Raw genomic sequence first — 19,903 nt, forward strand, 5'->3', positions numbered from 1 at the left:
ACTCCGAACATTTTAATAATAAACATTTTGACAACAAGACGATTTATTGATATCTAGCTCTGGTCGCTTTTTTTTAATAACGTAAAAAGGTAAAATATGAGTAGCGATATAAAAGCTAAAGTCATAGAAGCAATAACCAAAAGCTTAAAACCAGAGGATCCAAAAAAAGTAACTTTGGAGGCCAAATTAGTTGAGGATTTAAAGGCAGATAGCCTTGATGTAGTAGAGTTAATTATGGCCTTGGAGAAAGATTTTGAGATTGATATTACAGATGAAGCTGCTAAGAATATTAAAACAGTTCAAGATGCAGTGTCTTATATAGAAGCTCAATTATCTAATCAATCGTCTCAGGAATATCCACCAAAACCTAAGGAAGGTCGACCCAAGTCTAAGGAAGATCAGCCTAAAAGAGTTGGTTAATTGATTAGTTATGAGACGCGTCGTTGTTACTGGTATGGGTGCAGTTACTCCCCTCGGGAGTGATTTGAGCGCTACTTGGCAAGGTTTGATTAATGGAAAATCTGGTATCACTCGGATTCCGGATCCAATGTTCGTGACCGACGACTTAGCCGTCAAAATTGCTGGTATTGTAGGCACAAACGGCGATTTAGATTTAAATCAGTGTGTGTCTGCAAAAGAGCAGAAAAAAATGGATAGATTTATTCATCTAGCCATAGTGGCCTCTGTGCAGGCCATTAAAGATTCAGGATGGGAGCCCTCTAATGATGAGGAAAGATATCGGACCGGAGTTTTAATTGGCTCTGGAATTGGGGGTTTGGTAGCTATCGAACAAAACTCTATCACTTTACATAATGAAGGACCTAAAAGAATCAGTCCTTTTTTCATCCCTGCAAGCCTCATAAATTTGGCTTCTGGACATGTGGCAATTATGTGCAACTTCAAGGGCCCTAATCATGCAGTAGTTACTGCCTGTGCCACTGGTTCACACGCTATTGGTGATGCAGCAAGAATTATTGCCGATGGTGATGCAGATGTCATGGTATGTGGCGGAACCGAAGCTGCCATTTGTAGACTTGGTATTGCTGGTTTTGCTGCAGCTAGAGCGCTTTCTACAAGAAACGATGAGCCAGAAAAAGCATCAAGACCCTGGGATAGAGATCGAGATGGTTTTGTAATGGGAGAAGGATCGGGAATACTGGTGCTTGAAGAATATGAACATGCAAAAAAGCGTGGTGCTAATGTATACAGCGAAGTCATTGGATATGGCATGAGCGGGGATGCTTATCATATTACCGCTCCTGATATGAATGGTGATGGTGGTTATAGGGCTATGAAAATTGCGCTTACAAAAGCACAGTTAAACGTCGATCAAATCGATTACATAAATGCTCACGGCACCTCAACTCCTGCTGGAGATATAGTAGAATTATCTGCGGTCAAGAGATTGTTTGGTGAAGCAGCATATAATATTTCTATGTCCTCCACTAAGTCTGCTATCGGCCACTTGCTTGGAGCTGCTGGTAGTGTAGAAGCGATTTTTTCGATAAAAGCAATGTGTGAAGGAATAGTTCCTCCTACCATTAACTTAGACAATCCAGATGAGGGGTGTGACATAGACTTGGTACCAAACGTTGCAAAAGAGAAAAAAATTAACGCAGTTTTATCCAATTCATTTGGCTTTGGTGGTACCAATGCCTCGCTGATCTTTTGTAAAATATAATTTTGCAAAAGAACTAATTAACACAATTTCAACAAAAAAATGAAAAAATTAAGGTTGGGGATAAATGGCTTTGGACGCATAGGCAAATGTATACTCGCTGCATACTTTGAAAGTTTTAAGTATTATTTTAACGAAATCGATATAGTGGCTGTAAATGCCGGCACCCCCAATATTGCAGATAGAATTCATAGCCTTAAATATGATTCAGTACACGGTAGGTTCAAAGTAGAAATCAAAATTTTAGATGAGGAAACTTTTTTAGTTGACAACCAGCATAGAATCAAAATGATTTTTGAAAGAAATATAGAAAAACTAGATTGGTTAGCACTAGGTGTTGATGTTGTCTTAGAGTGCACCGGATCTTTCAGTAAAGATAAAAAAGCTCATGCGCACCTCAAATCTGGAGCCAAGAAAGTTGTTGTGTCGGCCCCCTATGATAGCGCTGATGCTACAATAGTTATGGGAGCCAATGAAACAGCATTAGATCCATTTACTCATAAAGTTATTTCAATAGGTTCATGCACTACAAATTGTTTAGCACCAATTGCAAAGATTTTAAATAACGAACTTGGCATCGAATCGGGCTTTGTTACTACAATTCATGCAGCCACCAATGACCAATTAATACTAGATGGCAAGCATACTGACAGGAGGAGAGCAAGAGCCGCCTTTCTTTCTGCTATACCTGCTTCTACTGGAGCTGCAAAGTCAATAGGAGTAGTCCTACCAGAATTACAGGATAGACTAGGCGGAGCCGCAATTAGGATTCCAACGGCAAATGTTTCTATGATAGATCTGAAATTTTTATCGACTAAAAATACTTCTAAGGATGAAATTAATAGTTTAATGAAGCAAGCCATAAGTCAATCTCCTACTATACTTGCTGTTTCTGATGAGAAATTAGTTTCTTGCGATTTCAATCATACTAAGTACAGTGCTATTTTTGATACAACTCTTACAAGCGTTGTAAACAGAAATTTCTGTAGGGTAGTAGCTTGGTACGATAACGAATGGGGCTTTTCAAGTAGAATGCTTGATGTAGCAAAAATTTTTGATATTTAATTTATCTATGATAATAAAAAGCATTGCAGAGTTAGAGGGAAAGCTAGTAGACAAAACCGTTGTTGTAAGGGTTGACTTTAATATACCGGTTATAGAGGGAAAGATTTCTGACTACACTAGAATTATGAGCTCTTTACAGACCATTAATTATCTACAAGCACAAAGGGCTAAGATAGTTTTAGTAACACATTTCGGGCGCCCAGAAGGCAAGACTGATCCCGCTCTTTCTTTAGCTTTCTTAGTATCGGAATTAACAAAAATTTTAAGGCGAGACGTTAAATTTAGCTATCAACATACTGGTCATGAACCCAAACAAATCATTGAGTCAATGAAGGCGGGCGATATTTTGTTACTTGAAAATGTAAGATTTAACAAAAATGAGGAATTAAACAACAAAAAATTTGCCTTAGATCTTGCTTCTCTAGGAGATGTTTATGTAAATGAAGCATTTTCCTGCTCTCATAGGCCGCACGCTTCAATTGTTGGGATTGCTGCGCATTTACCCTCATATGCTGGCTTTCTATTTTTAAATGAAGTGAAAAATCTTACTCTAGTTGTAGAGGATGTCAATAAACAATCACTAGCGATAATTGGCGGCAAGAAAGTTTCAACCAAATTACATATTCTAGCAAACCTAAGCCAAAAGATGAATAAGCTCGCAATAGTTGGAGCTATGGCCAATACATTTTTAAAAGCAAAAGGTTACTCTATTGGAGAATCATTTTATGAAAATGAATTATTGGAAGAGGCAAAGAATATCTTAGAAAAAAGCAAAGCAGAGATATTATTGCCTGATGATTTCATTTGTATATCGAATACTGTTAGTTGGAAGCTAAAGAATTTAAGCAGTATACAGGCAGATGATAAGATATTTGATATCGGCCCAAGTAGTGCTTTCTTGATATGCCAAGCAATTTATAATTCCGAGGTCGTAGTATGGAACGGACCATTAGGAGTTTTTGAAGATAAAAGATTTGCTTTTGCAACCGACACTATTGCAAGATTTATTGGCGCAAGAACTCATACAGGAGCGATTAAGAGTATTGCAGGCGGTGGTGATACGGTCTCGGCAATTAACAACTCTCATCTAACTGAATATTTCAGCTATATTTCGACAGCTGGCGGAGCCTTTATTGAACTACTTGAAGGAAAAAAATTACCAGGACTTTGTGTATTACTTAATGAAACCAAGTAATTTTCCTTCTTTAATTCTAAGAATTGTTGATTTATATATCTAAGAGATATAGTACACTCCCTATATAGCCTTGGCTAGTACGATTGTTCGTACAGTATTTTTTATACTCTATTCAAATTAAAATATTAAAAAAACCTACAGTTTGACGTAAGGAGTAGGCCAGTGAGTCTATTTCCCCATTAGATATATTGGGTTTGAAGACACAAGCCAAGAGCCCTGAGAACCACTTAAAGCCAAAGAACCATCCGGGGTCGACGTTTTCCCACGCTGAGTGATGTCTTTAAAGACCTTATTACGGCTAATACGTAAGTTATGACAAACCTTCCAGCTTTTTGTTGAGTCAACGTACCTGTTTGTTTCCCTTTGCAGCAATTCAGCAGAATGACCAACGGGATGACCGCGTCTCGCATCCAGCTCAACAAAGCGATTGTAGCTGATAAGCTTCGGCAATTCCTCTCTGAGAGAGATTTGAACACAGTTTAGGTAAAAAATCTTTGAATCCGGTAATGCCTCAAATGAAACAAAACGAGGATCGTCATAACTTCGGAAAGCATCATCCTAGACTCTCGTTCCCTTTGTCTCTGCGAGTTTCTTAAGGATCTTTGGTACGTGAGTTGTCGCTTGCAAAAATCATCAATCAAACAAAATATTTCTACTAGGGAAACCACTTTTCTTATTTATCGTGAAATTGAGAAGAACTTAATGGTTACACAGCTTCTTTGAAACCATATCAGATAATTTCTTTAAAACTTACCTATATCCAAAACGCATGGTATATTGAGTGAGCAGCTTCGAAGGTTTTACGGTTGCTTATCCAGCTAAGTATTTTAATTTGGGTGTAAAGTATGGCAAATAAGCAACCGAGTTAGTCAAAGCTATATACCTTTAGTAAATAAAAAAATTGAAAAAGCCTCTAGCAAGATTTTCTAGATGCCCCGCCAGCGGGGCATCTAGCCTTTAAAGTAGGTGGTTATATGCGCCTTCCGTGCATCAGAGCTTAGATATAAAGAGGGTACACTTCTTTTTATATTTGCTTAACTTTCGGGTTCGTTAAACTATTTACTAGAGACACATCTCATTTCATGCTCAAGCAGCCACTGCTTACGTGACTCACCTCCACTATATCCCCACCAAGCTTGCCATTGCTATGGTGATACGATGGCATGGAATTACAATCGCTATTCGATTTGCCCTTCATAGAACAGGGTGCACCCGCAACAATAGCTGCTTGCAGCTTAAGCCTCGCAATTTCACCTTCTAAACCTCGTTTGTCGGTGAATTCCAGAAAATATATGCTATCTTCGCCACTAATAGCCTGCATAGAGCCAATCCTTGTTTCAATCCAAGATGTTTTGAGAATTCTATAAGGCTCTTTAAATCCTATAGTAATCCATATCCGCTCTCCTTCTCTAGACTGAGAAATTAGATTTATCCTTTCCTCTTAAGTAATTTCTAGTCGCTTTAAAACCTAAGATGCCTCTAAAAAAGAATTTAAAGTATTCACAAATTCATAAGGGTTATCTATAACTTCGCCTTCCAAAATACAGGCCTGATTAAATAGCAATTTTGTTAACTTAAGTGCCTTACTAGAGTCTGAATCAATATAAGCAGAGAGTTTTTTTGAAAATATTGTGTCGAGTATTGATTTCCATAATTTTTAATGAGCGCTTATTCAATTGCTTCTGCTCGACTAACATCTTTTCCATTCTAATATTCATTGCTCCTTCTGGGATTACTAAACATACTGGATTATCTATTAACTTAGTGGATATCCTCACATCTTTTATCTTATCTTGCAGCGCCCCCTTAATGTAATTAATAATCTTTTGATCATTAATATCATTTCCTGCGGCTTTTTCTGCTTCTTTATCAATATGTTGGATTTTATTTAAGTCGATATCTGAGCTAATTACAGATTTCAGAGCATAATTTTTATACTGGTTAACAACGCTTACCCAAAAATCGTCGACGTGATCTGTAAGCAAGATTACATCTATGTTTCGTTCTTTAAAACCTTGTAACTGTGGATGGTTAGCTAAGGTCTCTATATTATTGCCTATAATATAATAGATCTCCTCTTGACCCTCTACCATATTAACCAAGTAATCTGCAATACTAATGGTTTTCTCTTTGGATCGTAATGTATGAAACCTGCATATATCTAATAATAGTTCCTTCTCTTCAAACGCTCCTTCACATAAGCCTTCTTTTAATACCTCACCAAAATTGGACCAAAATTTTTCATACTCTTCCCTATCTTCATCAATTTTCTTTTGCAGAGTAGTTACTACTTTTTTAGTGATAGATTTTCTAATTTTAGATACAGTGAGGTTATTTTGCAGAGTTTCCCGGCTGATATTCAAAGGCAAATCCTCTGAATCAATTATACCGCATAAAAACCTTAGATAAGGAGGAATAAGATTTATTCCTTCATCCGTAATAAAAACTCTTTTTATATACAATTTCACTCTTGATTTCGCTTGAGGCCTAAAAAGATCAAAAGGCTTATTTGTTGGAACAAATAGGAGATTAGTGTAAGTTAAATTTCCTTCTACTTTATTATGTAGAATAAGCCATGGTTTATCTGGCATATGGCTAATATGGTGATAAAACTCTTCATACTGCTCTTTACTTACTGCAGCCGCTGCCTTTAACCATAAAGCTGCTGAAGAATTCACTATTGTAGCAGTCCCATCCTCATCAATTAGTTCTATAGGAAAAGCTATATGATCTGAATAAGTTTTGATTATATGCTGTATTCTATACTTTTCTAAAAGCTCTAGGCTCTCGGGAGTTAACTTTAATTCAATAACCGTACCTGAGCTATCTAATTCCTTTTCCTTAGGAGCTGCTACCACTGTATATCCACTTTCTCCGGTAGATTGCCAAACGAAGGTTTGCGCGGTATTAGCTTTACGTGAGTAAACAGTAACTAGGTCAGCGACCATAAAAGCAGAATAAAAACCCACCCCAAATTGGCCTATTAACTCCAAGTTCTTTTTATTTGCAATATTTTGCTCTAAAAACTTCTGGGTACCAGAATTAGCGATTGTACCGAGATTATTTACTAAATCATCCCTGTTCATTCCAATTCCGTTGTCTTTAATGCTCAACACACCATTCCTCTTATCAAGGATAACAGTGATTTTTAGCTCTTGATCGCTCGATATACCACTATTGTGTAACGCCTCATACCTTAGTTTATCGCATGCATCTGAAGCATTCGATATTAGCTCCCGCAAAAAGATATCCTTGTTTGTATATATTGAGTGTATAACTAGCTTTAAAACTTTATCTACTTCTGCAGTAAAGCCTTTTTTTATTGTATTTACAGCCATATTCAATATAAAATGTTATAATGTCTCTTCAGTCTGGATATAATTATATCAACTATATAATGTGAGTCTTGCTCGATGCTCTCGACAATCATATCGGCTTGAGCAGCCAAGTCTTTACTATCATCGATCATTTTTTGCAATATCGCTTTTTTATCTCCAGAATTTAACTCTGGTCTCGTATTACGACGACTGACTCTATCGTACAAGATATCTAGATTTGCAGAGAGCCATATAGTTATAGCTTTAGATTTGATAAGCTCACGTACTTCTGGATTGGCAAAGCTACCTCCTCCAGTAGATAGAACTAACTGCCCGTAGCCCAAAATTTCAGTAATGACCTTCTTTTCTTGCTTTTGAAAATATTCAGCCCCTTTAAAGTCGTGGACATCAACAATAGATAAGCCCTCGCGCTCCTCTATAACTTTATCACTATCATAAGATTGCAAATTTAATCTTTTTGCAAGCTTCTTTCCCACTGTACTCTTACCACTCCCCCATAATTCCTGCAAGCACTATAGGTTTATCTAATACTTCTCTTAAACTCACTATACTTAATTATATCAAAGGATTTTTATTATAGATTACATATTAAACCTTTATCTAAAATGATACTTTTTTGCAACAAAAATCTGGTGGGTATATGAAAGGGGTTTTTCGGCTAATTCTCGGTAGCAGCAAAAATATAGTACAAAAAATTCCAGTAGTAAGTAGCCGGTCTATTTGGTTGTATAGATTGAGTAAGAGGAATATAAAACTCAACAACAGCTTTTAGACCGGCTAGTACGGTTTTGTGGTAGGCACTACATTGTGGCGTATAAAAAAAAAGGCAGCACTAAGTATAAGATGAAACTCGCAACAACACCAAACATCTTAAGATCGTAACTTAAAAGCCCACCAACATAGAAGGACAAGATACAAAATGCAATTATCCTGCTACCCCCTGAATGCTATATTCAATCTAACAGCAAAGTGATTTTATAACTGAATTTGTCAAAATTTGTATTTTTTTACACTTATTTTAAGTTTTTATTGACATACCCTCTAATAGCATGACAAATAATACTCGAATCCCAGCAGTTATAATGCACGTGCAAGCGTCTAAGTCCTACGTAACTCAGCTACTTACCCCTTGTCATCAGAATATTAACAAGAATCTTATTCAGTAAAATAACGATAAAATTTATTTTTATCCCATTGAAATTACTGCGTTTATAAAGTTATACTTAAAAGCGTTAAGTATAACTCAAAAGCGCCAAATTAAAGTAGTGAGGTATTATAGCTCAACAGGAGCAGCAGGTGTCTGCCAGAAATGAGATGAGAATGCAAGGCTGTTTAATCGATTGCAGGAGTTGGAGAATGAATTACAAGTGATAAACATGAAATTAAATACTTTGGGGCTCACCTCGGAGGAAGAAATTACGCGAGAAGCTACTGTGCAAAATTTAGCTGAGCATAATTGAAATGAATTGAGGAATAGTTCTACAGCCGCGGAAGCATCAGTAGAACTATATCATGGTTTAGCTAGTGTTGCTGGTGTAGGCACTACAGAGTAATAATATTATAATCAATAACAAAATAGGAGGTTAAAATGACAGCAGAAACGTCTAAGAAAGGGGGGGGTTTTGAGTTCTTTACATGGCTATTGCCCTTCGACAAAAACTGTACTGCATATCTCAACCGCGGTAGGTGGAGTGGCGGCGACAGTTGCAGCATATACTAGGTGGGGATCTACTGAGATAATGAAAGGTGCAGCGGAAGCTATAAAGTCGGGTGCAGAAAAAGCAGCCAACCATATTGTGAGTAAGGTAGCGCTTGGAGCTGCTGCAGTTTCAGCAGCCGGTTATGGTGCTTGTAGCTTATATCAATATTGCTATCCTAGATCTAAGAGTTCAATTGAAGAAATCTATAAAGGTAATCCGGTAGATAAACAACTAGAGTCTTTTGCACCTAACCCGACAAAAACTTTTCACTATAATCAAGGAGAAGAGCATGTTGACTACAGTACAACTGGAAGCAAAGCGCATGACGGAGGAAAAGTAGATGGTGAATTTGATGCTCATTATAAAGCGTCACTTGATGGTGGAGCAGAACATTTTTAATAAAAAGTCCCTTAATTGAGCTTCAGGTCTTTAGTGTTATACACTAAAGACCTTTTAATTTTATAATAGGTTTTTGATTTTGTACTCTCGCAAGTACACCTTATCTCTCTGGTCGATTTTCCTCCTTAATCAGATGTACTAATTTTTCTCTTGCTTTCTCTGGCTTGATTACTAACAAAGGTTGTTTGCTTATTTCTGTTTCAATATAATGAGAAAAAACTATAGTACAAGATCCTTTTGGACCCATCCAACAAACCAACCGACTTTTGTGATCTTCATCATGTGATCCATCAGGTTTTAACATAAGAACAAGAGCCTGTTTTTCCATACAGCTTCCAATCCTCAGGTAAATCCTCAATAAATAAGATATTTCTTGTCAACTCTTGAGATTTAACGCTGACTGGCAACTTATTATCGATAAGTTTTTATAAAAAAAGCTACTTGCTCATCAGGCGCAATCTTTAGGGAACTAGAAAGCTAAGAAGAAGTTAAAACACAGCTTCTTTGAACCATATCAGATAATTTCTTTAAAACTCACCTCAAACTAGGGTTAAGTAATTATGCGGTAGGAGGTGCGATAGCTGCTATGAGCTTCTTGACTTCACCTGTTTCGATTTCTACTTAGCTATTGGTGCTAGAGTGCATTACCTAAATAATCAATACGATACGGAAATACGAAAAGAACCTAAAAAGCAACTTTATACAGATTATAATTTACCCAATTATCAAGAAAACCCGGATTTAGAAGAAGGCAAAAGTATTGAAGAAATGTATCTTGATTTTATTCATACTAACTACAGCACTTCAACCTCAAGGTTCTTATCTTCTAAAAAATCTCCCGACTCTAGTAGGGCTCTAGCTGGATAATACAGGCACTACATTGATTTTCCAGAGATCAAAATAGAATCTATTGCCTCGGTTCTACCACTCTCAGTATCGCGAACAATAAAGGTAAATTTTTTTTTCTGAATCTACAGAAATGTCTAGTTTAGTTTTGATAAATACCTTGAATCTATTTTCTGAATCTGCCTCAATAGGAAAGCATAGTTTCTTCTGATAGGTATTTCCCATATGCATCATATTACCTTTAATTAGAGCATTCGTTACACCTCTTATTTCTAAACAAATATCTTTTACTTTTAACGCTTTGTTAGCAATATAAACATTATAAGTATTGCGAATATCTCCATCTGGCAGAGTAGTAAATAATGGTCCGCGCTCCCTTTCAATAGACAAAACAAATATTGATTTATCGAGCAAGTTTTTCAGTATAATAGTAGCAGCAATCAATATTAATAAAGTATACAGCACAGTTTTTGGCCTGATTAATTTAACTTGTGCTTTCAAACCTTTTTTTAATTTTTCTGTTAGATTAATACTAGAATACGAGATTAAGCCAAGAGGCTGATTGAGTTTGCTCATCACAGAATCACATGCGTCTATACATAATCCACAGCCTATACATTGCATTTGTAGCCCGTCTCTAATATCTATTCCCATAGGGCAAACAGCCACACATCTATAGCAGTCAACACAATCACCAAAATTTTTCAATTTACTATTTTTATTTAGTATTTTTTGTAAACGAGGCTCGCCGCGCCAGCTATGATATGTTACGGTTAGACTATCATTATCTAGCATAGCTGGTTGAAACCTGCCATACGGGCAAATATGAGTACATACTTTTTCTCTCATTAAGCCCGCTAAAATATAAGTGGTGAAAGTCAAACCAAATAGCCAAGACCTTGGAGCCGTGTCTAAACGTCCTAAAAATAAGTCATGACAAAAACTTGGAGCATCATAAAAATAACAAATCCAACCAAAAGCAAAAAGGAAGCTTAAACCTCCCCATACAAGATGCGTTAACAACTTTTTTACTAATTTAGATGAATTCATCGGCATTTTGTCTAATGCTATCCTGCTATTGCGGCTCCCTTGAAAAAACGTTTCGACTTTAATAAAAAGATCTACAAAAACAGTATGAGGGCAAGTATAACCACACCATATGCGGCCCAAAATAGAGGTAAATAAGAAAAGCCCAAAAGCAGCTATAATCAAAATAGTCATTATATAAAAAATTTCCTCTGGCCAAATTTCTATATTAAAAAAATAAGCTCTTCTAGTAGGTAAATCAATCAGTATAGCCTGGGATGGAGCGTTTTCGTCTCTATACCATCTAAGCCAAGGAGTTAAAAAATAGAATAATAATAGCACAATATTTGCACGATTTTTTATGGTTCTATATCTACCAACAACGCTTTGAGGATAAATCTTAACCATCTTATCAATTCATGCCGGTTATATTCTTATATTGATTATAAAATTTGCAATATTCTCTATTTAAGCTTATCAGTTCTTGGTGACTTCCATATTCTGCGACTCTACCATTTGCTATAACGCATATCATATCTGCTCCCTCTATCGAAGACAGCCTATGAGCAATCACTATTGTAGTACGCCCCTTTTTGAGTCTATCTAGAGCTTCTTGAACTTGCTTTTCAGCAATCGAATCTAAGGCGCTAGTTGCCTCGTCAAGTAATAAAACAGGCGAATTTTTTAACATAGCTCTTGCTATCGCTAACCTTTGCCTTTGACCGCCAGAAAGCTTTACTCCCCTTTGTCCAATAAGAGTATTATATCCCTCTGGAAGGTTTATAATAAAATCATGAGCTGCAGCAGCGACTGCCGCTTCAACAATTTCTTCTTGCGTTGCTTCTAACTTCCCATACCTGATATTGTCCATAATCGTCTCGTCAAAGAGCGCGATTTCTTGACTGACCAAAGCAATTTCATTTCTTAGATCATTAAGGCGCATTTTAGTAATATTCTGGCCTCCTATAGTTATATAACCGCTTTCTGGATCATATAAGCGTTGTAGAAGCTGCAATACCGTAGTTTTGCCAACTCCTGAGCTACCAACAAGTGCAACTGTTGTTCCTTCTTGGATTCTCAAATTAAATCCATCCAGAATTTTTAATCCAGTTTTATAAGAGAAATGTATATCATGGAATTCTATATTAAAATTTTTTAGTGCAGAGTGGGGGGTGCGGGGATCATCAAAGATAGTAGGCTTTTCATCTAATAATGAAAACATGCGCTTAGCAGCTGACAACGCCTCCTGCAGTGAAGTATTAAGTTGAGTTACTGACTTTAAAGGTTTATATGTCACAATTAAGGCAGTAATAAACGAAAAGAATTCGCCAGGGCTCATTTTTGAATCTATAACTTCGGATCCACCGTACCATATTATAAAGGCTATAGCTACGCTGCTCAACACCTCCATCATTGGTGAAGGAGCGGACTCTATATATGCAGATTTTTTGTAAAGGGAAAGTACGTTATCTGTAACTTTTTTTGCTCTAGAAATTTCATATTCTTCTCGACAATAGGATTTAACTAAGCTTATATGCTGAAAAGTTTCATCGAGTCTTACAGTGAAGCTTGAAAGCCCCTCTTGGATTTTTCTAGCAACACGTCTCATCTTATGACCTAATTTCAGCATTGGGTAGAACGCAACTGGTATAATAAAAACTGCTATTAATGCTAGGCTTTTACTTTGATAAAACATCAAAAAAACTAGACCAATTAAAGTACATAATTCCTGTACAGCGCCTGTTAACAGATCTGATACACTTTTGCGCATTGCATTAATATCATTGGTCATTCTTGATATTAAATTTCCAGAAGGATACTCCATTAGTAGTTTAGTATCTGCGTATATCAAATGGGAATACAACCTTATCTGCAAATCATTAACAATTTTCTGCCCCAATTTTTTCATTGTGGACAGTTGATAAAAGTGCGCCCCTCCCTTGACTATGCTATTTATCACAACAAATGTGGGAACAATGTAAAGCATTGTAAGTTCTTTATTAAAGAATATACTATCTAAAACCGGCTGCATTAACCATGCATTTATCGCAGTTGTTATAGCAGCTACAAACATTAAGAATATTACTGCCAAAAAATTTTTTGACGATAATGATGGATGTGTTCTGTGTATAGTCTTTTAATTAGATACCAACTGCTATCATGGTTTACTTTGTTGCCCTTGTTCATTAATAAATTACCTAAACATCAATCAACTATTTTTTTCCAAATTTCTTTTAATAAGGAATTATTTTTACTATCTTCAACTGAACCACTCTCTCTTACCTCATCAATAGCAACTTCGTCATTGGGCTCAACATCCCCAAATGTCTTTAATTCATTCCTACTACGACTGCGGAACCCCTTCTTACAGCGTTTAGGATTTTTGTTTACCTTTGGCTCTTCAATTTTGTCTAATTCAGTTTTATTTTCTACTGCAGGCTGAGTTTTAAATTTCTTTTTCTGACTTGATTTAGTAGCTTTCGTACTTTTCTCTGTGGCTTTAGGGACCTGCTCTTTCTCATTATTATCAATACGATAAGGTTCAAAATCTATGGCAGATAGCGCTGTTTTCTTAGATTCTGAAGCTCTTTTAACTCCTTCTAAGAAAAAGCCATCTGCCCCGGCCTCATTATCAATTGCAAAACTAAGCTTAATACCACGGTCCTGCACTATATTCGCTATATCATTACACTTTTTGATTTAATAAATATAGGACTAGCTCTTGTGAGCATGAAACTTTGACTTCATTATAGATGCCCCTTGCTACCTCATTTTCTATAGCTCTAATAATTGCGATAGCTGTCACATTTTCTGGTCTGATTCTACCTCTACCCGCACAGTGATTGCAAGGCAACATATAAGTTTCAGAGAAACTTTGACGCAGCCTTTGTCTAGACATTTCTAAAATACCGAATTCGCTAATCTTACCTATCTGAGTTCTCGCTCTGTCATGAGATAACGCATCTTTCAAGGCTTTTTCAACTTCTTTACGATTTTTAGCCTCTGCCATATCTATAAAATCAATAACAATTAGGCCTGACAAGTCTCTTAACCTAAGCTGTCCTGCTACCTCTTTTGCGGCTTCTAAGTTATTTTTCAGCGCTGTATTTTCAATACTTCTCTCACCCGTAGATTTTCCAGAATTTACATCAATTGCAACTAATGCTTCGGTCTGATTTATTACTATGTACCCACCAGAGCTTAATTGTACATTGTGATCGTAGAGCTTACCTAATTGCTCCTCTATACCATACTTGCTGAAAATAGGCGTAACAGCTTGGTGCAACTTTACTTTATCTACATGCCTTGGCAAAAGCAATTTTGTAAAGTCTTTTGCATTTTCATAAGCTTTTAAACCTGAAACTATTATTTCATCAATATCGCTATCATATAGATCCCTGATCGCTTTTTTTATTATATCACCCTCTTCGTGTATAAAAGCTGGTGCAACCGAAGAAAGAGTATGTGACCGTATATTATTCCAAAGTCTGCTTAAATAACTCAAATCTCGTTTAAGTTCTGTCTTGGTTTTATGACCACCGGCAGTTCTTACAATCACGCTATTTGAAATTTCCAGATGTTCACTCAATTCTTGCACTACTGCTCTAAGCCTCTTTCTCTCTTCAGCATCATCTATTTTTCTAGATACTCCACCAACATTTCCAGAATTAGGAAGTAGTACACAGTATCGTCCAGCCAATGATATATATGTTGAAAGAGCTGCTCCCTTATTACCACGTTCTTCTTTAGTGACCTGCACTAATAGAGCTTGGTCTTTTCTCATGACTTCTTGAATCTTATATTTCTTGTAAAACAAAGGTCTACTAATTTCCCCTCCGCCTCCTTTGGCGTCTTCATCAATATCATCCAACCCTGAATTTTGAGCTTCTTGTTTAGCTTTGGCCATGGATTCAAGTATCGCTTCTTTATCATTTTTAGGGATCTGATAATAATCAGGGTGAATTTCCGCTAAAGGTAAAAATCCTTGTTTATTGCCTCCATATTCAACAAAAGCTGATTGTAAGGATGGCTCAACTCTTGTAACCTTTGCTAAGTAAACATTACCCTTGATCGAATTTCTATCTTTATTATGATAATCAAAGGCTTTTATAATATTGTCTTCTGTAAGAACTAATCTAATTTCTTCTTCATGTGCTGCGTCTATTAATATTCTTTTTACCATATTTAAGTACTATTTTTGATTTTTCTCAATTTTACAAAAAATAAAGCAATATTTATGAACCGCGCCCTTGCGCCTAAACCAATCCACTAAATTTCAGATCTTGTTAAATTTAGCTAGACTTTAATAAGAATTATTGCTTTTTATAAACTGCCGAATAAATTGTCTTGAGCTATTTCAAAGATTAATTAAAATCTCGGTAGTTAAAATTAGGCGTATATCTAAGATTATTTTATGCAAATAGTCAAGTAAAAGGATTAATAAAAAATTATGTTGAAGCTACCCATTATTTTGATCAAACAAAATACCAAAATAAACTTCCTAAAACAGCGACATATAGCCTATTTGATTAGCACAGTTATTACTATAGTCACTTTGATTTGTATTTTCACTAAAGGATTTAACTTGGGCATAGACTTCACAGGAGGGGTAATTATGGAAATCAGTTCTTCTTCTCTAATCACTGCCACTAATATGCGATCTTTCTTGGATCAAGCTGGCTATCACGGAGCTGCAATACAATATGACGAGAAAGATAATCTAATTGTCAGACTGCAAACGAAAAATGATAATCTATACGCTAGTGAAATAGAGGCCCTCAAAAATAGTATTGCTACAGAATTTACCAATGTAGAATTTAGGAAGATTGACTATGTAGGACCTAAAATTGGAGATGAGCTCATCAATAAAGGGATTATTGCTGTGGTACTTGCTCTCATTGCAATGATGATATACGTTGCAATAAGATTTAATTGGGTTTTTGGTATAGGAGTTGTTATTGCCTTAGTTCATGATATAATTGCTGCTCTCGGTTTTTATATTTTTTCTAGATTTGAATTTAATTTAACTTCTATTGCTGCGATACTGACCATTATAGGATATTCAGTTAATGATAGTGTAGTAATATATGACAGAATTAGAGAAAATTTAAAAAAACATTCTAAAAAGAGCATTTCTGAGTTAATTAATTTAAGCATTAATGAAACCCTATCAAGAACTATAATGACTGCTGCCACCACTCTAGTAGTCTGCATAGCACTGGTCTTATTTGGAGGGCCAGCCTTAAAAGGATTTGGAGCTACGTTATTTTTCGGGACAGCTTTTGGTACGTATTCTTCTATATATATCTCTGCACCGTTGTTGACGCTATTTTATAAATCTAAAGAAGTAAAGGGTTTATAATTTTGCAATTTTACCTACATTAGCGTATAAGGTTTTAAGTTACAGGGATAATAAAAAGATGCAGAATATAGCTTATAAAATAACAGGCGGAGAAAAAGTTAGCGGTAAAGTGACTTGCATGGGAGCAAAAAAATTTTGCAACCAAAGCCATGATAGCCTGTTTGCTATCAAGAGAAATATCTACCTTGAATAATGTCCCAAGAATTGGAGATGTCGAAATTACGCAGAAACTTTTGGAATCAGCTGGAGCTCGTATCAGTTGGAATGCACATAATTCCATAACTATAGACCCTGCGCCTCTACAAGAATCAAAAGTTGCGCTTCCAGATTCAAGAACAAATAGGATGCCAATTCTATTGCTTAGTGTGCTTTTACACCGATTCGGAACTGCAACTGTTCCAACAGTTGGAGGTGATGATATCGGTAAAAGAAATGTCGACTTTCATATAGACGCTATTCAAAAATTCGGAGCAGACGTAAAAAAAGAAGGTAATGTATATACTGCGGAAGTGAGGAATAAGCTCAAGGGTTGTCACATAACTTTACCTTACCCATCAGTTGGAGCCACAGAAACCTGTTTATTTTTAGCCACACTCGCTGAAGGAACTAGCGTTATTAAGAATATTGCAATTGAGCCAGAGATTATCGCACTAATAACTATGTTAAGAGCGATGGGCGCTATTATATTTTTAGACTCAGGGAGGTGTATAACTGTACACGGTGTGCAGGAATTAGATGGCACTAATATTTATGTAATTGGAGATAGAATAGAGGCCGCCTCTTGGGCCTCACTCGCTTGCGCTTCAGGCGGGGAAATAGAGGTGTCTGGGGTAAAACCTGATCAACTTGGTAATTTTCTTTCATACTACAACCAAGTTGGCGGCGGTTATAAATTGATTGATGCCGATACAATTAAATTCTATCGTCGGCATGAGTTAAAGCATGTCATTATTGAAACAGATGTTTATCCAGGATTTTCAACAGATTGGCAGCAGCCTTTTTCAGTATTATTGACACAGGCTAACGGTATGTCTGTAATTCATGAAACTGTATATGAGCAACGATTCGGTTATTTAGAAGTATTAAATAAGTTAGGAGCAAAAACTCAAGTAGTAAAAGCTTGCTTAGGCTCTCTTCCTTGTCGCTATAAAGGCTTTGACTATGAGCATGGCGCTCTAATATATGGCCCTACAACCCTCAAAGCAATTCCAGAACCAATTGCAGTACCAGATATAAGAGGTGGACTTGCTTACCTCATTGCTGCTGCCCTTGCAGAAGGCACGACTATACTAACAGTCGCAGAACAAATAGAAAGAGGCTACGGCGATTTAATCGAAAAGTTAAAAGACGTCAACCTAAAGATAGAAAAAATAAGAGTATGAGTACCATCGAAACATTTAAAAAAAGTATAGAGAATACCTTAGAGCTTCTCAGGAGGTATCTTTGACTGGGATAATTCTCTAACAAGATTACAGCAACTTAACTATGAGTGTGAGCAGCTATCTTTATGGTCTGATCAACAAAAGACTAAGAAACTGCTAAAGGAGAGAGACTACCTGGAAAAATCTATTAATGGAATCGTCAAGATTAGAAAAAAAACTTAAGGAAAATTTAGAGTTATACAATCTAGCAAGTGAAGCTAGTGATCAAAGCTTAATCTTGGAAATTGACCACGAATTAGAAAAACTATCTCAGGAAACGAAAAAACAAGAAATAGAATGTTTATTTTCAGGCGAGGCTGACAATAATGGCTGCTTTGCTGAAATCCATTCTGGAGCTGGAGGAACTGAGAGTAACGATTGGGCTGCTATGTTACTTAGAATGTACTTACGTTGGATTGAACAGCATAAATTTAAGTCTGAAATAATAGATCAACTAAGTGGTGAAGAGGCTGGTATAAAATCATGTACAATAAAAATTTCGAGCCCTGGGTCATATGGTTGGCTCAAGAATGAGACCGGTATACATAGATTAGTTAGAATTTCACCATTTAATAGTGCCGGGAAAAGACACACCAGCTTTGCAAGCATTTTTGTGTATCCAGTTGTTGATGAAGACATACAAATTAAAATAAAGGAGTCAGAGCTAAGAATTGATACTTATAGAGCATCAGGAGCGGGGGGACAGCATGTTAACACTACAGATAGTGCGGTTAGAATCATACACCTGCCAACAGGAATAGTAGTGCAATCACAAAGCAACCGTTCCCAACACCGCAATCGAGATGAATGTTTTTCTATGCTAAAGGCGAGGCTCTATGATCTAGAACTAAAGAAAAAAGAGGCAGCAGCTAGCCAGCTGAATGCCTCCAAAACCGGTATTAGTTGGGGCCACCAGATTAGATCCTATGTTCTACATCCTTATCGTGTGGTTAAAGATTTAAGAACTGGTCACCAAGAAACAGACACCACCGCAGTTTTAGACGGAGATCTTGACAAATTCATGTATAAGATGTTAGTAAGCAAAGCGACCGGTAAGGGCCTAGATAACTTTATTGAAGATTTGGATTAGTTTATGCGTTGGACAGATATTTACGATATAGCAATTTCTTTAGAAGAAAAGTACCCTGATATTGATATAATTAATATCAGCTTTCCAAAACTAAAAGAGATGGTGGTTTCTCTAAATTATCTCGATGATTTGCCTAACAGATCAAACGAAAAGATATTAGAAGCAGTCCAAGCTGCATGGCTTGAAGAAAGGGATAGCAACCATTAGAAAATTTTCTCCCAAATATAGAGAGCCAAAACAACTTCCGTATTATAAAGAGCCAAATTACTGAGCCATATGCTCATCTAGCAAGTCCCAACGTAGCTCTTCGTAAACCCAGGAAGTTGCATTATCCGCACCAACTACTAAAAATATGTCCAGTTCTGGATCAAACCTGGTGAACATTTTGAGCGTAGCTAGTACTGCTGCCACTGTAACCCCAGGATCTCATCGTCTGGGTCTAAGCCTGGATAACGGACTTGGAGAACCAGCGAACCATGAATTACTCTCGCCCAATTTCTCATGCAATCCTTGCAAGAACGTTATTTCTAAATTATTTGCTTCCTCACTATTTTCATCATAACCTAATGCGGTTCTTAAATCTCTAAACCAGCTTGCTACCCTATCAAACACCTCGTTATCCCGCTCTATAATGGCAGAATCTGAGTCAATTAATTCATTAGTGCCAGCAATCGCCTTAAACAATGAAGTCACTAGCTTCTCCATATCACTTTTAAAGCCTTTTGATCTTAAACTCCTCTTTGTGCTGCTCAAGTTTGATTAAAATATCACGCAAAGCTTCCT

Annotated in this window: 18 protein-coding genes and 2 pseudogenes; 11 read left to right on the forward strand and 9 right to left on the reverse strand. The window is 36.5% G+C overall.

The features are described 5' to 3' along the window. The first annotated feature begins 96 nt into the window (after positions 1 to 96). Genes acpP through MIDI_RS05370 form a run of 4 tightly spaced genes read left to right on the forward strand, consistent with a single transcriptional unit; the run spans position 97 to position 3,938 of the window. A complete protein-coding gene (acpP, locus tag MIDI_RS05355; protein ID WP_013951565.1) occupies positions 97 to 420 on the forward strand; it encodes an acyl carrier protein in 324 nt (107 codons plus the stop codon). Between the two features lie 10 nt (positions 421 to 430). Next, a complete protein-coding gene (gene fabF, locus MIDI_RS05360) occupies positions 431 to 1,681 on the forward strand; it encodes a beta-ketoacyl-ACP synthase II (protein WP_041185540.1) in 1,251 nt (416 codons plus the stop codon). Between the two features lie 39 nt (positions 1,682 to 1,720). Further along, complete coding sequence (gene gap / locus MIDI_RS05365; protein ID WP_013951567.1) at positions 1,721 to 2,743, forward strand: type I glyceraldehyde-3-phosphate dehydrogenase; 1,023 nt, start codon at positions 1,721 to 1,723, stop codon at positions 2,741 to 2,743. Next, positions 2,733 to 3,938, forward strand: coding sequence for a phosphoglycerate kinase (locus MIDI_RS05370; protein WP_083809659.1), 1,206 nt, complete (start codon positions 2,733 to 2,735; stop codon positions 3,936 to 3,938). The genes gap and MIDI_RS05370 overlap by 11 nt, the downstream gene beginning before the upstream one ends. 168 nt (positions 3,939 to 4,106) lie before the next feature. On the opposite strand, the gene MIDI_RS07480 is transcribed toward MIDI_RS05370, so the two are convergent. The 3 genes and pseudogenes from MIDI_RS07480 to MIDI_RS05385 form a co-directional block, all read right to left on the reverse strand. Further along, positions 4,107 to 4,388 (reverse strand): transposase, encoded by a 282-nt coding sequence (locus MIDI_RS07480; RefSeq protein ID WP_160162291.1) that lies wholly within the window; start codon positions 4,386 to 4,388, stop codon positions 4,107 to 4,109. A gap of 1,018 nt (positions 4,389 to 5,406) precedes the next feature. Beyond that, positions 5,407 to 7,282, reverse strand: a pseudogene (gene htpG / locus MIDI_RS05380) (molecular chaperone HtpG). Further along, the gene (locus MIDI_RS05385; RefSeq protein WP_083809661.1) at positions 7,279 to 7,785 is read right to left on the reverse strand and encodes a shikimate kinase; all 507 of its coding nucleotides are present in this window, start codon (positions 7,783 to 7,785) and stop codon (positions 7,279 to 7,281) included. The pseudogene htpG and the gene MIDI_RS05385 overlap by 4 nt, the downstream one beginning before the upstream one ends. Positions 7,786 to 8,967: 1,182 nt before the next feature. Here MIDI_RS05385 and MIDI_RS05390 point away from each other — a divergent pair. After that, a complete protein-coding gene (locus MIDI_RS05390) occupies positions 8,968 to 9,375 on the forward strand; it encodes a hypothetical protein (RefSeq protein ID WP_148234174.1) in 408 nt (135 codons plus the stop codon). Positions 9,376 to 9,475: 100 nt separating this feature from the next. Here MIDI_RS05390 and MIDI_RS05395 read toward each other — a convergent pair whose 3' ends face one another. Then, complete coding sequence (locus MIDI_RS05395) at positions 9,476 to 9,679, reverse strand: hypothetical protein (RefSeq protein WP_237697356.1); 204 nt, start codon at positions 9,677 to 9,679, stop codon at positions 9,476 to 9,478. A 335-nt stretch (positions 9,680 to 10,014) separates the two neighbouring features. Between MIDI_RS05395 and MIDI_RS05400 the strand changes: the two genes are divergently transcribed. Next, positions 10,015 to 10,242: a hypothetical protein gene (locus MIDI_RS05400; protein WP_041185544.1), complete on the forward strand. Its 228-nt coding sequence runs from the start codon at positions 10,015 to 10,017 to the stop codon at positions 10,240 to 10,242. Positions 10,243 to 10,305: 63 nt separating this feature from the next. On the opposite strand, the gene ccoG is transcribed toward MIDI_RS05400, so the two are convergent. The 4 genes from ccoG to MIDI_RS05415 all read right to left on the reverse strand — a co-directional run bounded on the left by ccoG (position 10,306) and on the right by MIDI_RS05415 (position 15,430). Continuing rightward, the gene (ccoG, locus tag MIDI_RS05405; RefSeq protein WP_013951575.1) at positions 10,306 to 11,655 is read right to left on the reverse strand and encodes a cytochrome c oxidase accessory protein CcoG; all 1,350 of its coding nucleotides are present in this window, start codon (positions 11,653 to 11,655) and stop codon (positions 10,306 to 10,308) included. A gap of 4 nt (positions 11,656 to 11,659) precedes the next feature. Then, positions 11,660 to 13,339: an ABC transporter ATP-binding protein gene (locus MIDI_RS05410; protein ID WP_160162292.1), complete on the reverse strand. Its 1,680-nt coding sequence runs from the start codon at positions 13,337 to 13,339 to the stop codon at positions 11,660 to 11,662. A 113-nt stretch (positions 13,340 to 13,452) separates the two neighbouring features. Next, positions 13,453 to 13,917, reverse strand: a complete 465-nt coding sequence (locus tag MIDI_RS06485) for a hypothetical protein (protein WP_052567734.1) — start codon at positions 13,915 to 13,917, stop codon at positions 13,453 to 13,455. Positions 13,918 to 13,933: 16 nt separating this feature from the next. Next, the gene (locus MIDI_RS05415) at positions 13,934 to 15,430 is read right to left on the reverse strand and encodes an Rne/Rng family ribonuclease (RefSeq protein WP_013951577.1); all 1,497 of its coding nucleotides are present in this window, start codon (positions 15,428 to 15,430) and stop codon (positions 13,934 to 13,936) included. A gap of 267 nt (positions 15,431 to 15,697) precedes the next feature. Here MIDI_RS05415 and secF point away from each other — a divergent pair, with 267 nt between their 5' ends. From secF to iscX, 5 genes and pseudogenes are all read left to right on the forward strand, one after another. After that, a complete protein-coding gene (secF, locus tag MIDI_RS05420; RefSeq protein ID WP_013951578.1) occupies positions 15,698 to 16,609 on the forward strand; it encodes a protein translocase subunit SecF in 912 nt (303 codons plus the stop codon). A gap of 58 nt (positions 16,610 to 16,667) precedes the next feature. After that, on the forward strand, positions 16,668 to 16,802 hold the full coding sequence (locus MIDI_RS09895) for a hypothetical protein (RefSeq protein ID WP_013951579.1): 135 nt from the start codon (positions 16,668 to 16,670) through the stop codon (positions 16,800 to 16,802). Continuing rightward, entirely contained in the window at positions 16,795 to 17,991 is a 1,197-nt protein-coding gene (locus MIDI_RS05425; RefSeq protein WP_237697357.1) for a UDP-N-acetylglucosamine 1-carboxyvinyltransferase, read from the forward strand. The genes MIDI_RS09895 and MIDI_RS05425 overlap by 8 nt, the downstream gene beginning before the upstream one ends. Beyond that, positions 17,988 to 19,120: pseudogene (gene prfB, locus MIDI_RS05430) on the forward strand (peptide chain release factor 2). Before MIDI_RS05425 ends, prfB begins: the two are co-directional and overlap by 4 nt. A gap of 3 nt (positions 19,121 to 19,123) precedes the next feature. Beyond that, positions 19,124 to 19,327 carry a Fe-S cluster assembly protein IscX gene (gene iscX / locus MIDI_RS05435; RefSeq protein ID WP_013951582.1) on the forward strand — a complete coding sequence of 68 codons (204 nt, stop codon included), beginning with the start codon at positions 19,124 to 19,126 and terminating at the stop codon, positions 19,325 to 19,327. Positions 19,328 to 19,546: 219 nt separating this feature from the next. Here the strand turns inward: iscX and MIDI_RS05440 are convergent, their stop codons facing one another. Then, positions 19,547 to 19,813 carry a hypothetical protein gene (locus tag MIDI_RS05440; RefSeq protein ID WP_160162295.1) on the reverse strand — a complete coding sequence of 89 codons (267 nt, stop codon included), beginning with the start codon at positions 19,811 to 19,813 and terminating at the stop codon, positions 19,547 to 19,549. Between the last annotated feature and the right edge of the window lie 90 nt (positions 19,814 to 19,903).

The organism is Candidatus Midichloria mitochondrii IricVA (assembly GCF_000219355.1).
Classification (GTDB): domain Bacteria; phylum Pseudomonadota; class Alphaproteobacteria; order Rickettsiales; family Midichloriaceae; genus Midichloria; species Midichloria mitochondrii.

Bases quoted from the DNA above. Each gene is read 5' to 3' on its own strand.
- acpP (WP_013951565.1), top strand. From the start codon at position 97: ATGAGTAGCGATATAAAAGCTAAAGTCATAGAAGCAATAACCAAAAGC.
- fabF (WP_041185540.1), top strand. From the start codon at position 431: ATGAGACGCGTCGTTGTTACTGGTATGGGTGCAGTTACTCCCCTCGGG.
- MIDI_RS09895 (WP_013951579.1), top strand. From the start codon at position 16,668: ATGCAGAATATAGCTTATAAAATAACAGGCGGAGAAAAAGTTAGCGGT.
- MIDI_RS05415 (WP_013951577.1), bottom strand. From the start codon at position 15,430: ATGGTAAAAAGAATATTAATAGACGCAGCACATGAAGAAGAAATTAGA.
- MIDI_RS05395 (WP_237697356.1), bottom strand. From the start codon at position 9,679: ATGTTAAAACCTGATGGATCACATGATGAAGATCACAAAAGTCGGTTG.
- secF (WP_013951578.1), top strand. From the start codon at position 15,698: ATGTTGAAGCTACCCATTATTTTGATCAAACAAAATACCAAAATAAAC.
- ccoG (WP_013951575.1), bottom strand. From the start codon at position 11,655: ATGGTTAAGATTTATCCTCAAAGCGTTGTTGGTAGATATAGAACCATA.
- iscX (WP_013951582.1), top strand. From the start codon at position 19,124: ATGCGTTGGACAGATATTTACGATATAGCAATTTCTTTAGAAGAAAAG.
- gap (WP_013951567.1), top strand. From the start codon at position 1,721: ATGAAAAAATTAAGGTTGGGGATAAATGGCTTTGGACGCATAGGCAAA.